This window comes from Xylanibacillus composti, assembly GCF_018403685.1.
GTDB lineage: Bacteria > Bacillota > Bacilli > Paenibacillales > K13 > Xylanibacillus > Xylanibacillus composti.
Window position 1 is genome coordinate 70,672 of the sequence record NZ_BOVK01000041.1, and the last position, 14,264, is coordinate 84,935.

A 14,264-nucleotide genomic window follows, 5' to 3' on the forward strand; every position below is an offset into this window, starting at 1 on the left:
CAACTTTTTCTATCCCAACCCAGTACAATGATAGGGGAGGATGATAGACGCATGATGGGAAAATGGATGAAGGCAGCTGCTGCAGTGGGAGTTTCTGCCATGCTGTTCTGCACCCAGGTCGATGCTGCTAAGGTAATCGTCGATCCAGGCCACGGCGGCAGGGATCCCGGGGCAATCGGCGTTAATCAGCTGCGGGAGAAGGATGTAAATCTGGACATTGCCCTTAAGCTGAAGCAAGCATTGATCAACAAAGGCTACACTGTCGCAATGACCCGAGACAACGATATTTATTTGACGCTGCAGGAAAGGGTCGAACATGCGAATCGCGAGCAAGCGGATATCTTCGTATCCATTCACGCAAATGCTCACCCATCTTCAACTGTACGCGGCTCCATGGTACTCTATTACGACCGAAACTATCCTCAGGCCAACTATCCCGCCAGTCCGGAAATGAGCGCGCTCACGCCGCAAAGCAAAGCGCTCGCGTCGTATGTGCTCGATGAGATGGTCAGATCGGTCGGAACGCAAAACCGCGGCCTGGTTCCGAGCGCAGCCTACGTTGTTCGCTCTGGCAAAATGCCCAGCATTCTGGTAGAAACCGCCTTCTTGAGCAATCCGCAGGATGCGGCGCTGCTGGCCTCAGAATGGGCGAAGATCAGCTTCGCCGAAGCGATCGCCGAAGGCATTGCCCGTTTCCTGCCTATCGGTTTCGCAGACATCGCCGGCCATTGGGCAAGCGGTGCCATCGTTCGGCTTAAAGAAGAGGGGCTTGTAGCAGGGAACAATGGAAAGTTTGAGCCCAACCGAGGGATAACAAGGGCAGAATTTTTGGCCTTGGCCGATCGCATCTTCGATCTGAACAGCCTGCAGCAAGCTTCCACGGAACCTCCGGCAATGGATGGGGAGGCTGGCGATGCTCATGATTGGCAAGCCATGGAGAAGAGCGAAGAAAACGAATCCTCGACGGTCACGCCTAAGAAGCAGACACTGTTGATCGCCAGCGATCCTTCAGCCAATATGGCAGAACAAGACAGTATTGTGGATGCTACATACGACCATGAGACTGTGGCCGACGAAGAAAGTGAACAACCGATCGCCGATTCCAGTTATGATGGACAAGCCAGGACATTTACAGATCTGTCTGAATCCCACTGGGCATATGCCTTGCTTGAAACCGCTGTATCGACTGGTTTTCTGGAAGGATATCCGGATGGGACAATCCGGCCGGATCAAACGATAACCCGTGCTGAAATGAGTGTGTTGTTTGATCGGATCTGGCAAGCGCAGGAGAAACAAGCAATCGAGCAAAGCGGGGCGGGTGAGCTTGTACCTGATCTGGCATTTGCTGATGTCCCGGCGCAGACTTGGTTCGCCGATTCGGTCTATCGCATGGCGCGGGCCGCATTAATCAATGGCATCGAGCCTCATCTGTTCGGACCGGACCAAGTGATGACACGCGCCCAAATGGCCGTTGTTTTCGATCGTTACCTGCAGCAATTTTGATGGCGTAGCGAATCACCTAACACATATAGGCTGCAACCGGAGCTTCTTTTCCGGGCTGCAGCCTTTTTTGTGCCATTATACAGCGTTTTGAACGAGCTGCTGATGCTCCAGCAAAAAACGCATAATGGCCGTTTGTGCCTGCCATAAATAAGAGCGGGATGGATTGCGGTCATACGCGTTCATCGACTCTACCGCTGTATTTAACGCATTATTCATCGTCTGGAAGCGCGTCGCTTCCGCCCCTTCAAAACCGCCGGAAATTTGCGACGACATGAGCATCATCTGTTGATGCGTTCCCGCAATCGAGTCGAGTGAGGTTGATTCCAGCCCCGCCGGCTGTGCCTCTTGCAAATGCAGCATGGATATTGCGCTCACTTTGGAAACCAGCACTTGTGCTTGTTCAAAGTACGACGTGACTTTGCTTGCATCTTCTCCCTGCCACTGCAGCCGGTCAACGGACGGGATATCGATCTGCTTGACATAAATATCAAAGTCTCTCTGCTTCAACTGCTGGGCAAGCCCCAGAATATCGTCCTTGTCTTCTGATACGCCCGCATACACATACCAATTGCCATCGTGGCTCCCAAACGCCCCCGCCAAGCCCAGGTCGCTCAGTTCTTGTACTGCCGTCTGCGCACCCTCCCTCGAGCTGAATACCCCGTACTGAATCATATGATAGGAGCCGCCCGGGACAGTGACCGCGTTCCAAGCCGCATCCGAAGCTGGCGGCACAGCCTCTGCATGCTGCCCGTCATTTGTCCCGTTGCCGTCGTTCGAGCCGTCCCCGAAATTCACTTCGACTGGCGGAGTTTGCGGCGATGCTCCCGTATCCGATTCGGGCGTTTGCTCTGCGTCTGTCGGCAGCGGTTCAGAGCTGCCGCCATTCGTAAAAACAGTCAGAACGAACAGCCCGAGCACAATACCCGTAACCACAGCGCCTGTAACGGACGCAATCAGTCTTAGCCACGGCGTGCCTTTTCGAGAATGCCGATACGGCAAATGCGCGTCGTCGGTAACGATCGGCCCTTCGAATTTCGGATCGCGCATATACCCTGTCTCCCCGTTCAACCAGCCTGTATCCCAATGCTCAGCCGCAGGGCCGCCATCCTGCGATGCCTGACGATTGGCATTGGACCCGGCTTGCTGCGCCATGCTGTGTGGCTTCGCGCCTTCATCATCGCCGCGAATGATGCGCTCCAGTCGTTCGACCTCCGCATCGAACGGGCTCGTCCAGCTCCCGAAATCCTGCGTGAATTCATTTAATGAAGGCCCGGGCGACGATGCGGTTGCGGAGCTGTCATCCCTTCCTTGCTTGTCCGCTTCCGCGCGTGCAGAAGTATGCCGGTTCGCGCCGCTCTGCGGTTTCATCGCCGTCTCCGGTTCTTCGTGAATCGGCACAATGACCGCATCATCCTGATCCCGATTGCCGTGTTTGTCGAAGCGATATGTAATTCTAGCTTTGCTCATCGGATTCTCTCCTTGTCCATGTACTTGTTACTAGACTATGAGAGCTTCCGCTGCAATATGTCACTGATTTTAAGAGAGTTGACCCCCTGTTTGAGAATCGTTCTGCGCTGCACAGCAGCAATGCCTGAAGCCGCAACAAAAAAAAGAAGAGAAGCGATCCTGTCCGCTTCCCTTCCCTGTCCGCTGCCCATTAACGGGCGGCCGCTTCTTCCAGCCGCTTGGCCAGCTCATGCGACACCTTCCAGATATCCCCCGCGCCCATCGTAATGACCAGATCGCCGCTCTTCACATGGTCCAGCAGGTAGGCCAGCACTTCCTCCTTGGCCGCGATGAACTGGACATTCGAATTGCTGTTTTCGCGGATCAACGCGGTCAGCTTCTCCGAGCTGATTCCTTCAATCTGCTGCTCGCCTGCCGGCGAGTATATGTCAGTGATAATCACCTCATCCGCTTCCCCGAAGGAACGGCTGAACGAATCCAGCAGGAAAAAAGTACGGGTATAGCGCTGAGGCTGAAAGACAGCAATGATCCGTTTGCCTGTAGCTTTTGCTGCGGTTATCGTTGCCTGTATCTCTGTCGGATGATGGGCGTAATCGTCAATCACAAGCACATCATCCGATTCGCTGAGCACTTGAAACCTCCGCTTGGCGCCCCGGAATTCCTGAATGGCCTGGGCGATATCCGCAAATGGAATCCCCGCCTGCAGACAAACGATTGTCGTAGCCAGAGCGTTGTACACATTATGCATGCCAGGAACCGATAATTTCATCTCTCCCAGCTTGACGCCGCTGTGCCAGACCGAGAAGGTGACCTTGCGATCGCCCAGCTTAATGTCGGCCGCTGTATAGTCGGCATGCTGCCTGATGCCGAACGTGATCGTGTCGCTGGTGATGTTGGGCAGCATCTCCTGAATATACGGATCATCCGCGCACACGATCGCTTTGCCGTCCGAACGAATCTGGCTGAGAAATTTCACGTAAGCCTGCTTCAGATTTTCAAATTTGCCATCGTAATTTTCCAGATGGTCCGCCTCCACATTGGTGACAACAGCCAAATGAGGGCGATATTGCAAGAAAGAGCCGTCGCTTTCATCCGCTTCCGCTACGACATAGTCTCCGCTGCCGGCTTTGGCGTTGCTGCCAATATTCATGATCTCCCCGCCGATAATGTAGGTCGGGTCCTGTTCGCAGCGTTCCATAACGAGCGCAATCATGGAAGAGGTGGTCGTCTTGCCATGGGCGCCGGCCACCGCAACCCCTTTCTTGGCATTCATCAAGCGGGCCAGCATCTGGGAACGATGAATCACCGGAATTTGCAGCCTCTCCGCTTCCGCAATTTCCACATTATCTTTGGAGAGCGCAGTCGAATAGACAACGATGTCCGCGCCCTGCACATTATCCTTTTCATGGCCGATAAATACCCGCGCCCCCTTGGACGCCAGCTTATCTGTCAATTCCTGGCGCGCCACGTCAGAGCCTGAAACTTGATACCCCATTTCCAGCATCACTCTGGCGATTGCACTCATGCCGTAGCCGCCGATTCCGATAAAATGTACGTGTTCCGATGCTTTCAACTCGCTATCACCAGCCTTTTTCAGATTCGCCTCCACCGAGCACCCATGCGCGTACATCCGAGATTAAATACAGACTGCCGGTAACGACTGCCAAGTCGTCTTCTGCCGTGGAAGATGTCAAGCGAGCCAGCGCAGCTTTCCAATCGCTTTCTTTAATAACCTCAAGCGGGCGGCCCGTCCGCTGTACCCAGCTTTGCACCGATTGTTCCAGCGAGTCCGCACTTCTGGCTTTGCGGAAAGCCGGCTCTGTGATCACGATCGTATCCACTATTGGTAGTATATGTTCCAAATACTCGGAATGATTCTTCGTTTCCAGCAAACCGAGCATCAGCCTAAGCTTTCGATACGAATAAACCTGCTGCAGCGTTTCAACAAGCCGCGCCGCGCCTTCCGGATTATGCGCGCCGTCCACCAGCAGCCGCGGATGGTGCTGAAGCAGCTCCATTCTCCCCGGCCATCTCGTTTCGGCCAATCCTTCCAGCAGCACGTCGTCATCCACAACGAGCGCGTAGAACTGACGAAGCACCTCCAGCGTCATCAAGGCGACGGCGGCATTGTCGATCTGGTGCAGCCCATTCAAGCCAATCTCTACATCGGAAAGCTGGCGATAAGGTCCGGTGAATGCGAACTTCTGCTGATCCTCCTTGACCGCCGTGCCCGATACAGCGAAATCTCTATTCATCAAGTACAGCTTCGCTTTGTTCGCCTTGCTGACTTCTTCCAGGACCGCTACGGCTTCCGGCTGGCTTACGGCGCTGATGACCGGTACGCCCGGCTTAATAATGCCCGCCTTCTCTCCGGCAATCGCCGTCAAATCCTCTCCCAGCACATCCGTGTGGTCATGCCCTACATTCGTGATAACGGAAACGACCGGCATAACTACATTCGTGCAATCCAGGCGGCCGCCCATCCCGGTCTCCCATACCACATAATCCGGATAAGACACCGTAGCGTAATACACAATTGCCAGCAATGTGCAGACCTCGAACATCGTCGGCGCACCGAGATCGCTTGCAGCCAATTCGTCGTAAAGCGGCTTCAGTCGATTCGCGATGCGCACCACTTCCTCATCCGGAATATCCTGTCCGTTGTACTGAATGCGGCTTGTGAAGCGCTCCATATAAGGCGAAGTGAACATCCCCACGTCATACCCTGCCTTGCGCAGAACATTCGCCAGAAATGCACAGGTGGAGCCTTTGCCGTTCGTTCCCGCGACATGGATAAACTTCAACCGTCTCTCCGGATGGTTCAACCGATCAAGCATCCGCTCCATGCGGCCTAGTCCCGGGCGAATTCCGAAGCTGATCAACCCGGTGATCCAGTCAACGGCCTCGTCATAGCTTTGGAATCGTGCTGTCTCTGTGTCGCGATGGTTGTCCATCTCTGTTTGCTCTGTCATCTTTCCACTCAACCCTTCAGTTCTGCGATGCGCGCCAGTACTTTATCTCTTTTCTCCGCGTACATAGCCCGTTTTTCCTTCTCTTCCGCAATAACCGCTTCCGGCGCTTTCGCCATAAAGCCCTCGTTCGCCAGCTTCTTGTCCACGCGCTCCACTTCCGCAGTCAAGCTTTTCAATTCCTTCTCCAAGCGGCCGATTTCCTGTTCAATGTCGATCAGGCCGGCGAGCGGGAAGTAAAGCTCGGCTCCAGTCACAATCGCAGTCATGCACTTGTCCGGAGGGGTCAGCTGTTCGCTTGCCTCCAGACTGGACGTTCCGCAGAAGCGCTCGACAAAGGATCGATTCTTCTCAATCAAGGCAAGCACGTCAGCCTGTCCCGGCTTGATCATCAGCTCGATCTTCTTGCTCATCGGCACATTGACCTCGGCACGCACATTGCGCACCGCGCGAATCAAGTCCATCAGCAATTCCATTTCCTTCACAGCCTCCGGCGCTTCCCAGCGCGCGTCCGGCTGAGGCCAGGATGCCAGAGATACCGTTACGCCCTCGTGCGGCAAGTGCTGCCAGATTTCTTCAGTAATAAACGGCATGAATGGATGCATCAGGCGCATCGTCTGATCCAATACGTAAGCCAAGACCGATTGTGTCTTCCGTTTGGCCTCTGCTTGATCGCCGTACAGATTGAGCTTGGCAAATTCAATGTACCAGTCGCAGAGATCGTCCCAGATGAAATCGTAGAGCGCCCGGCCCGATTCCCCATACTCGTACTGGTCCATCAGCCGGGTGACCGTTCCCGCCGTTTCGTTCAATCGATGCAAGATCCAGCGATCCGCTGTCGTCAGCTCTCCGCTCAGATCGATGTCCTCGTGGCGGAAGTCCCCGAGATTCATCAGCGCAAAGCGGGACGCATTCCAAATTTTGTTGGCAAAGTTCCGGGCTTGCTCCACCCGCTCCCAGCGGAAGCGCAAGTCTTGACCCGGCGTGCTGCCGGTAGAAATCATGTACCGCATCGCATCGGCTCCGTACTTGTCGATGACTTCAAGCGGGTCGACACCGTTGCCGAGCGACTTGGACATTTTTCTGCCTTCCGCATCGCGTACAAGACCGTGGATCAAGACATCCCGGAAAGGCGCCTGTTCCGTAAATTCCAATCCGGAAAAGATCATCCGGGACACCCAGAAATAAATAATGTCATAGCCGGTGACAAGGACATTCGTCGGGTAATAGCGCTTCATGTCCGCCGTGTCGTCCGGCCACCCCAGCGTGGAGAAAGGCCACAGCGCCGAGCTGAACCACGTATCCAGCACGTCCTCGTCCTGCGCCAGCTTGGTGCTGCCGCAGCTGGAGCACTGCGCAGGATCGTCTACGGCTACAAGAGTGTGGCCGCAAGACTCGCAGTACCAGGCCGGGATGCGATGCCCCCACCACAGCTGGCGGGAAATGCACCAATCCCTCACGTTTTCGATCCATTGCAGATATACCTTCTCGAAGCGCTCCGGAACGAAACGCACGCCTTTCCCGGCTTTTTGCATCTCAATCGCCTTTTCGGCCAGCGGCTTCATCTTCACGAACCATTGGGTGGACAAATAAGGCTCGACGACCGCGCCGCTTCTTTCGCTGTGGCCGACCTGATGAACGTGTTCCTCGATCTGCACCAGCACCCCTTGCTTCTGCAGATCTGCAACAAGCTGCTTGCGGCATTCGAAACGATCCAGGCCTTGGTAAGGACCGGCATTCACGTTCATCTTGCCGCTCTCGTCCATAACCAGCACCTGCGGCAAATCATGGCGATTCCCCACCTCGAAGTCGTTCGGATCATGCGCCGGCGTAATCTTCACCGCACCGCTTCCGAACTCCTTCTCTACGTATTCGTCGCCGATAATTGGAATTTCCCTGCCTATAATCGGCAGCACCAGCATCTTCCCGATCAGATGGCGATATCGGTCATCATCCGGGTGAACAGCTACCGCGGTATCGCCAAGCATCGTTTCCGGACGGGTTGTCGCCACCGTGATGGAGCCGTTGCCGTCCTTCAGCGGATATTTCAGATGGTACAGCTTGCCCTGCACTTCCTTGTACTCTACTTCAATGTCCGACAGCGCTGTTCGCGCGGCCGGGTCCCAGTTGATAATATAGTTGCCGCGGTAGATGAGACCTTGTTCATAATAGCGCACGAACACTTCGCGCACGGCGCGGCTCAGCCCTTCATCCAGCGTAAAGCGCTCACGGGAATAATCGAGCGACAAGCCCATCTTGCTCCACTGCTCGCGAATCGTGCCGGCATAATGCTCCTTCCACTCCCAGACCTTTTCCAAGAAGGCTTCCCTGCCCAGGTCGTAACGGGTTTGTCCTTCCTCGCGCAGCTTTTGCTCGACCTTCGTCTGCGTCGCAATGCCGGCATGGTCCGTGCCAGGCAGCCACAAAGTATCGTAGCCCTGCATCCGCTTCATGCGGATCAGAATATCCTGCAGGGTGAAATCAAGCGCATGGCCAATGTGCAGCATGCCGGTAACGTTCGGGGGAGGAATGACAATCGTGTACGCCTCGGCATCGGGGCGATTGCCTGCCTGAAAGAACGCATTATCCTCCCAAAATGCCGACCACTTTCGCTCGGCATCCTTCGGATCATAAGTAGTCGGCATGGTTGTTTCCTGCTGCGCCAGCTGGTCTGACTTCGTTTCACTCATCGCTCTAGCTCCTCCTTTTTTCTTTACGCCACATGTTGCGCTATCAATAAAAAAACCCTTCCGCCGCAAAGGACGAAAGAGCTCGCTTCCGTGGTACCACCTTTATTCCGCGTCAGCCGGTGTTCACCGCTGGCACGGCACTCATCACGGATAACGGCCGCTTGCCGGCTTGCGATTTTGCGCAAGCAACTCCAGGGCGACTTCCGCAGTTCGCGTCCTGTGGAACCTTCCAGCCTCCGCGGATTCCACTCTCTGAAGGGCTCTGCTGCGTACTACTCCCTTTCGTAGTCGTTAAGAAATATCATACCTATGATGCTGCGACACGTCAATATGATAGCAGGAAAATATGCTAGTACTAGCATAACCGAAATGGACCGAATCATAAACATGGGATAGGCCAAAAAAAACAACAATCTATGCGTTGAAGGAGAGTATGCCATGTGGCGCTGGTGGCTCAAAATCCGATATACAGCGAAGGCGGTCCTGTTCCCCCTTATTTGCATACAGTTTTTTCGCACGCTCATCTTGCCGACTCCGATTGACGTCTTTATTTGTTTCGCTTTGGTTCTTGTGTATATCGGGATTTTGCTGGATGTAATCTAGACGTAAAAAAAAAAGAAGCTGCCCCCGCCTTCATGCGCGAGCGGGCAGCTTCTGTTTGCCGCATTCCCACTAAACCTCCGTCAACAGACGATGCTGCTTTCTCTTAGATGTGTAATCGCCTCTTCATTAAGGCACCATGCTAGGATCCATCAGGCCATCATCAGGAATCTGCTCCTGATTTTGCGGAGTTGGCCCATCATCTATCACCGGGTCAGCTTCTCCTCCACAGCCTGCAGCCGCCAGCACCATCACCGCAATCGCAATCGCTGCCCCTGTTCTCGCTATCATGTTTGCTTTCTTCATACGAACACTTCCTTTCGCTGAATATGCCTGCATGATTAATATAAACTTTAAATTTTAGAAGGCTGTGATCTGTTTATTAGGAAATCATTAAAAATCATGAACAGCCAATTAAATTCAACCGCCATTCCTCGGAACGAAATCCTTTTTCCCCTATCCCTTTGGCGCAAGAAGAAAAAAAGCCGTCTGCAGCGCAGAGGCTTTCATCTAATCCTTTCATAGCTCCCGGACCATTATTTCGGAATGTATATAATCTGCCCCTCATATACGCTCTGGCTTTCGGAAAGCCGATTGCAAAGCAAAATTTCCCGAGGGTTCATTTCATAACGCGCAGCGATATCGTCCAATGTTTCTTCCTTCTGCACGATGCACATGCGCATTCTCGAAAACGGGTGGTCGTCTTGATTTTTGGACAGGAACAGCTTCTTCCATTCCAACTGGTCTGTCGCCGGGACGGATTCCTGAACCGGAATGTCCTGCGGTACCTGCTGCTGCGGCTGAGGCGCTTCCTCTGCAGCGTAGACATATTCTTCTGGAGACAGGTTCGGTAGCGGCTGGCTAAACAACGCCTGTTCCTGCTCCTGTCCGGCTGTCTCTTCATCGGCAGGCTTGCTGGAAAATGCTATCTTCGGCTCGCGGAGGGCATCGGCTTCTTGCTGCGCCTTCTCTCCCTGTTCGCTCACATCTTGACCGACCGATTGTGCTGAAGCAAACAGCGAACCTGCCGACAGCGTTTCCGCTTGCTCTTCCTTTGCACCGACCTCCTCATTCTGCCCCCTGTGTCCGGCAGCGCTGATGTGTGCCTGCTCTTCCTGATCCGCCTTTGCGGCATTGTACACGAACACTTCCTCCTGCTCCGCATCCGCCCATTGCTGTTCGTTACCGCCCCTTGCTACTTCCACCCCTTTCAGCAGCAATACACCCGTTACGTTCAAACTGCGGCCCGAAGCCAGGTCTACATCAAAATGCTCGATTTCTACACCGACCTGCTCCAGGTCCGAAATACGGCCCATGGGCAGCGTAATTTCAACAGGAATGTCATGTTCAAATGTCGGACCGCTTATCGCGCCGTTGGATGCCAATTGTGCCTCCAGCCTCAAGCTCCCGTTCAGGACTGCTTGTTCTCCTTCAGAACGCACTTCAATATTCGGTATTAGCTCGAGCTGATCCAGATCTTCCAGTCCGTTCAATTCCTGATTGAGGGGAACCCGCTCATAAATATCAAATCTCAAGCCGGATGCTTGTTCCGCCACGGAAAATCCTCCCTTCGGTAGTTGCTTACTCGATATATGTATATGTACCCGCCCAACGTCCATGCCTTTTTTTTATGCTTCTGCACGAGGAATGCTGTTTTCCCCATCTTCCAAATGATATACTGGTAGCAGCGGGGAGAGCCTGCATGTCCCCATTCTACTTTTGTTAGAAAAACGAATTGTATAAGGAAGGGTGAGATTACCAATGCCACTCGTAGATATGCCGTTAGAACAGCTTTACGCATACCAGGGCATCAATCCTCGGCCTGACGATCACGATGCTTACTGGGATCGAGCCATCGCGGAAATGAAAGCGGTTGATCCGCAGATTGAGCTCGTGCCAAGCGATTTCGAAAACCCGGTCGCCGATTGCTTCGACTTGTATTTCACTGGCGTACGGGGAGCAAGAATACATGCCAAGTATGTTCGGCCGAAAAACCAGAAAGGGCCGCATCCGGCTGTACTGCAATTTCACGGTTATTCCGCGCATGCGGGGGAATGGCCGGAGAAGCTGTCCTATGCCGCACTGGGCTACTCGGTATTTGCCTTGGATTGCCGCGGTCAGGGAGGGTATTCGGAGGATACGGGCGGCGTCAAGGGCAATACGCTGCGCGGCCACATTATTCGAGGTCTTAGCGACCATCCTGACCATTTACTGTTCCGGCACATATTCCTCGATACGGCCCAGCTCGCGGGTATTGCCATGTCCATGCCTGAGGTTGATCCGGAGCGTGTAGGCGCAATGGGCGGCTCGCAAGGCGGCGCGCTCGCCTTGGTCTGTGCAGCGCTGGAGCCAAAGATCAAGCGTCTGGTATCTGTGTATCCGTTCCTGTGCGATTATCGGCGGGTCTGGGAGATGGATTTGGATGTCAATGCCTATGAGGAGCTGCGTACGTACTTCCGTCATTTCGATCCGCAGCATGAACGGGAGGATGAAATTTTCACCAAGCTGGGCTACATAGACGTGCAATTTTTGGCGCCGCGCATCAAGGGGGAGGTCATGATGGCCGTGGGCCTGATGGATGCGATCTGTCCCCCATCCACTCAATTCGCGGCGTTCAACAAAATCAATGCGCCGAAGCGGCTCGAAATCTACCCGGACTTTGGACACGAGCAGTTGAGAGGGTTCAGCAGCAAGGAAATGCAGTTTTTGATGGGTCTCTAATCCATCTGCCCGCGCAGCGCGTTCAGTGCCTGCTGCATGTCGGCAGCCATGGGAGCCTCTACTGCAATTGGCTCGCCCGTCCATGGATGGGGGAATGCCAGCTGCGCTCCATGCAGCGCCTGGCGCGCCAGGCCTGCCATAGGTTTGCCGCCATACAGGAGATCGCCGAGAATCGGATGGCCTTGAGCGCTCACATGTACGCGAATTTGATGGGTGCGTCCGGTTTCCAGCTGCAAGCGGAGCAGAGCGGCCGAACGAAACGATTCCACCACGGTAAAGTGCGTGACGGCCGGCTGACCGGCAGGGGATATCCGCCGCCGCTTGGGGTGATGGCGATCCCTGCCGATCGCAGCGTTGATCGTCCCTTTATGCTCGCGGGGGCGGCCATGAACAAGCGCGAGATACATCCGCGTTATCTGCTTCTGCCGCATCGCCTCATCCAGCCGATGCTGGGCAAGCGGATTTTTCGCATAAAGCACCGGCCCGGTCGTGTCGGCATCCAATCGATGGATGTGACGGACACGGACCGCTTGGCCGGTGCTTTCATAATGGGCGGCAACCGCATTGGCCAGCGTAATCGCTGCGTCATCTGGCGCAGTCGGGTGGACGGCCATCCCGGCAGGCTTGTTCGCAACCAGACAGAAATCATCCTCGTACAAGATGTCAATCGCTGCCCAGACCGGGGAGAAGCGCAGAGATTCGGCAGGGAACAGCCGAATATGCAGCCTCCCTGCCTGCTCCACCCATTCGCCGGCAGATTTGAGCTGCTTCTGCAATTTGTCCGGAATGGGGGCCGCGTCTGCCCGGGAAGCCGGCAGCACCGCCCATTCTCCTCTTCGCTCATAGGGAACGGCTGCTTTCTTCATGATTCGCTCCATAGGGCAGCGAGCTTCCCGGCAGCTGCTCGGCCGCTTTGAATGCAATCCGGTATGCCCACGCCGTAATAGGCGGAGCCAGCCAGCACTACACCAGGCAGCTGCTCGGCGAGCGCATGCTCGGCTTTCTTCATCTGTTCCAAATGACCTACCGGGTACTGCGGCATTGCCTTCATCCACCGATTCACATCAACAAACAGCGGAGCCAGGTCAAAGTCGAGCAGCTCGCTCAGCTCGCGGCGAACACCCGCAACAATCTCTTCATCGCTCATATGCTGCCACGCATCTTCCCCGGCTCGCCCCACATAACAGCGCAAAAGCAGTTTGCCCTGGGGCGCCGCATGCAGCCATTTGGACGATGTCCAGGTGCACGCAGTAATAAAGCGTCCTTCTTTGCGGGGGACAAGAAACCCTGAACCGTCCATTTTCAGCTTCGCTTCCGGGCGATCATACGCCAATATGACATTGGCCACCGAAACATAACGAATGCTCTGGAGCGCTTGAATCTCTGCAACCCGCTTGAGAATGCCGGCCGTTTCATAGGCTGGCATAGCCATAATGACAGCATCTGCCGTCAGGCTCTCCCCGTTGTTCAGCCCAAGCAAGTACTGCTGTCTGCCTTCCGCATCCTTCACCCGATCCAGTGACTCCACTGATGTCCCATATCGAAACTCGGCTTTGTCCTTAAGATGTTCGACAAGAGATTCAATCAAGAAGCCGAGGCCATTGCGGTAATTCAAAAACATGCTCTGCTTGGCAATCGGCGGAAGCTCCATAGACGCTTGCGTTTGCTTGCGGCTCTGGGCCATTCCGAGTATGAGACTGCGGTAGGTTCGCTCAATATGATGAAACTGCGGAAATGTCGCCTTTACACTCAATGAGCGCGTATCCCCGGCATATATGCCAGCCAGCAGCGGTTCCGCAATATGCTCATGCACCTCTTTGCCCAATCGTCTCTCCAGAAAGTCCCCGAGCGACTCATCGCCATCCCCTTGCCTCCTGGGCAGCAGCAAGTCCATTGCGGCCCGCAGCTTGCCTGACGGCGATACAAGGCCCGTCTTCAAAAAAGGGGACATCTTCGTAGGGATGCCCAGAACAAGACCAGGCGGCATGCTGTGCAGCCGCTTATGATGAAGAATATATGTTTTTTGCGCTTTCGGATTCATCGGCACCAGTTCATCTTCGATGCCAAGCGATCGGGTCAGCTCGATGATGGGCAGCTTGCGTGATAAGAATGAGTCGGGCCCGCGTTCAATGACGAAATCGTCGCGGCGCAATGTGCGTATTTTGCCTCCGGGCCTATCCGCCTTGTCCAGAATCAAAATCTCCGCATGCCGATCCTGCTTCCCAAGCGCCTCCAACAAGTAATAAGCCGCGCTTAACCCGGTGATCCCGGCCCCTGCAATCACGATTTTTTTCGACGTTGCGCGTTCCATCCT

Annotated in this window: 11 protein-coding genes and 1 other annotated feature; of the genes, 3 read left to right on the top strand and 8 right to left on the bottom strand. The window is 54.7% G+C overall.

Going from position 1 to position 14,264, the window contains the following annotated elements:
• The first annotated feature begins 51 nt into the window (after window positions 1-51).
• Window positions 52-1,503, top strand: a complete 1,452-nt coding sequence (locus tag XYCOK13_RS14860) for an N-acetylmuramoyl-L-alanine amidase (protein WP_213412945.1) — start codon at window positions 52-54, stop codon at window positions 1,501-1,503.
• A 75-nt stretch (window positions 1,504-1,578) separates the two neighbouring features.
• On the opposite strand, the gene XYCOK13_RS14865 is transcribed toward XYCOK13_RS14860, so the two are convergent.
• From XYCOK13_RS14865 to XYCOK13_RS14880, 4 genes are all read right to left on the bottom strand, one after another.
• The gene (locus XYCOK13_RS14865; protein ID WP_213412946.1) at window positions 1,579-2,970 is read right to left on the bottom strand and encodes an SPOR domain-containing protein; all 1,392 of its coding nucleotides are present in this window, start codon (window positions 2,968-2,970) and stop codon (window positions 1,579-1,581) included.
• A 190-nt stretch (window positions 2,971-3,160) separates the two neighbouring features.
• Window positions 3,161-4,543 carry a UDP-N-acetylmuramate--L-alanine ligase gene (gene murC / locus XYCOK13_RS14870; protein ID WP_213412947.1) on the bottom strand — a complete coding sequence of 461 codons (1,383 nt, stop codon included), beginning with the start codon at window positions 4,541-4,543 and terminating at the stop codon, window positions 3,161-3,163.
• 7 nt (window positions 4,544-4,550) lie between these two features.
• Window positions 4,551-5,942 carry a bifunctional folylpolyglutamate synthase/dihydrofolate synthase gene (locus XYCOK13_RS14875; protein ID WP_244865180.1) on the bottom strand — a complete coding sequence of 464 codons (1,392 nt, stop codon included), beginning with the start codon at window positions 5,940-5,942 and terminating at the stop codon, window positions 4,551-4,553.
• Window positions 5,943-5,950: 8 nt separating this feature from the next.
• Window positions 5,951-8,629 carry a valine--tRNA ligase gene (locus tag XYCOK13_RS14880; protein ID WP_213412948.1) on the bottom strand — a complete coding sequence of 893 codons (2,679 nt, stop codon included), beginning with the start codon at window positions 8,627-8,629 and terminating at the stop codon, window positions 5,951-5,953.
• Window positions 8,630-8,694: 65 nt separating this feature from the next.
• Window positions 8,695-8,924, bottom strand: a binding site (T-box leader).
• A gap of 143 nt (window positions 8,925-9,067) precedes the next feature.
• Between XYCOK13_RS14880 and XYCOK13_RS14885 the strand changes: the two genes are divergently transcribed.
• On the top strand, window positions 9,068-9,232 hold the full coding sequence (locus XYCOK13_RS14885) for a YszA family small membrane protein (protein WP_213412949.1): 165 nt from the start codon (window positions 9,068-9,070) through the stop codon (window positions 9,230-9,232).
• A 126-nt stretch (window positions 9,233-9,358) separates the two neighbouring features.
• On the opposite strand, the gene XYCOK13_RS14890 is transcribed toward XYCOK13_RS14885, so the two are convergent.
• A complete protein-coding gene (locus XYCOK13_RS14890; protein ID WP_213412950.1) occupies window positions 9,359-9,535 on the bottom strand; it encodes a hypothetical protein in 177 nt (58 codons plus the stop codon).
• 230 nt (window positions 9,536-9,765) lie between these two features.
• The gene (locus XYCOK13_RS14895; protein ID WP_213412951.1) at window positions 9,766-10,785 is read right to left on the bottom strand and encodes a LysM peptidoglycan-binding domain-containing protein; all 1,020 of its coding nucleotides are present in this window, start codon (window positions 10,783-10,785) and stop codon (window positions 9,766-9,768) included.
• 205 nt (window positions 10,786-10,990) lie between these two features.
• On the opposite strand from XYCOK13_RS14895, the gene XYCOK13_RS14900 reads away from it, so the two are divergent.
• Window positions 10,991-11,950, top strand: coding sequence for an alpha/beta fold hydrolase (locus XYCOK13_RS14900; RefSeq protein ID WP_213412952.1), 960 nt, complete (start codon window positions 10,991-10,993; stop codon window positions 11,948-11,950).
• Here the strand turns inward: XYCOK13_RS14900 and XYCOK13_RS14905 are convergent.
• Both XYCOK13_RS14905 and hemG read right to left on the bottom strand, forming a co-directional pair.
• Window positions 11,947-12,828: an RluA family pseudouridine synthase gene (locus XYCOK13_RS14905; RefSeq protein WP_213412953.1), complete on the bottom strand. Its 882-nt coding sequence runs from the start codon at window positions 12,826-12,828 to the stop codon at window positions 11,947-11,949. The genes XYCOK13_RS14900 and XYCOK13_RS14905 overlap by 4 nt on opposite strands.
• Window positions 12,813-14,261, bottom strand: coding sequence for a protoporphyrinogen oxidase (hemG, locus tag XYCOK13_RS14910; protein WP_213412954.1), 1,449 nt, complete (start codon window positions 14,259-14,261; stop codon window positions 12,813-12,815). The genes XYCOK13_RS14905 and hemG overlap by 16 nt, the downstream gene beginning before the upstream one ends.
• Window positions 14,262-14,264 lie beyond the last annotated feature (3 nt).

Excerpts from the sequence above, each read along its gene's own strand:
- XYCOK13_RS14860 (WP_213412945.1), top strand. The coding sequence starts at position 52 with ATGATGGGAAAATGGATGAAGGCAGCTGCTGCAGTGGGAGTTTCTGCC.
- XYCOK13_RS14865 (WP_213412946.1), bottom strand. The coding sequence starts at position 2,970 with ATGAGCAAAGCTAGAATTACATATCGCTTCGACAAACACGGCAATCGG.
- XYCOK13_RS14875 (WP_244865180.1), bottom strand. The coding sequence starts at position 5,942 with ATGACAGAGCAAACAGAGATGGACAACCATCGCGACACAGAGACAGCA.
- XYCOK13_RS14880 (WP_213412948.1), bottom strand. The coding sequence starts at position 8,629 with ATGAGTGAAACGAAGTCAGACCAGCTGGCGCAGCAGGAAACAACCATG.
- XYCOK13_RS14885 (WP_213412949.1), top strand. The coding sequence starts at position 9,068 with ATGTGGCGCTGGTGGCTCAAAATCCGATATACAGCGAAGGCGGTCCTG.
- XYCOK13_RS14890 (WP_213412950.1), bottom strand. The coding sequence starts at position 9,535 with ATGAAGAAAGCAAACATGATAGCGAGAACAGGGGCAGCGATTGCGATT.
- XYCOK13_RS14900 (WP_213412952.1), top strand. The coding sequence starts at position 10,991 with ATGCCACTCGTAGATATGCCGTTAGAACAGCTTTACGCATACCAGGGC.
- XYCOK13_RS14905 (WP_213412953.1), bottom strand. The coding sequence starts at position 12,828 with ATGGAGCGAATCATGAAGAAAGCAGCCGTTCCCTATGAGCGAAGAGGA.
- hemG (WP_213412954.1), bottom strand. The coding sequence starts at position 14,261 with ATGGAACGCGCAACGTCGAAAAAAATCGTGATTGCAGGGGCCGGGATC.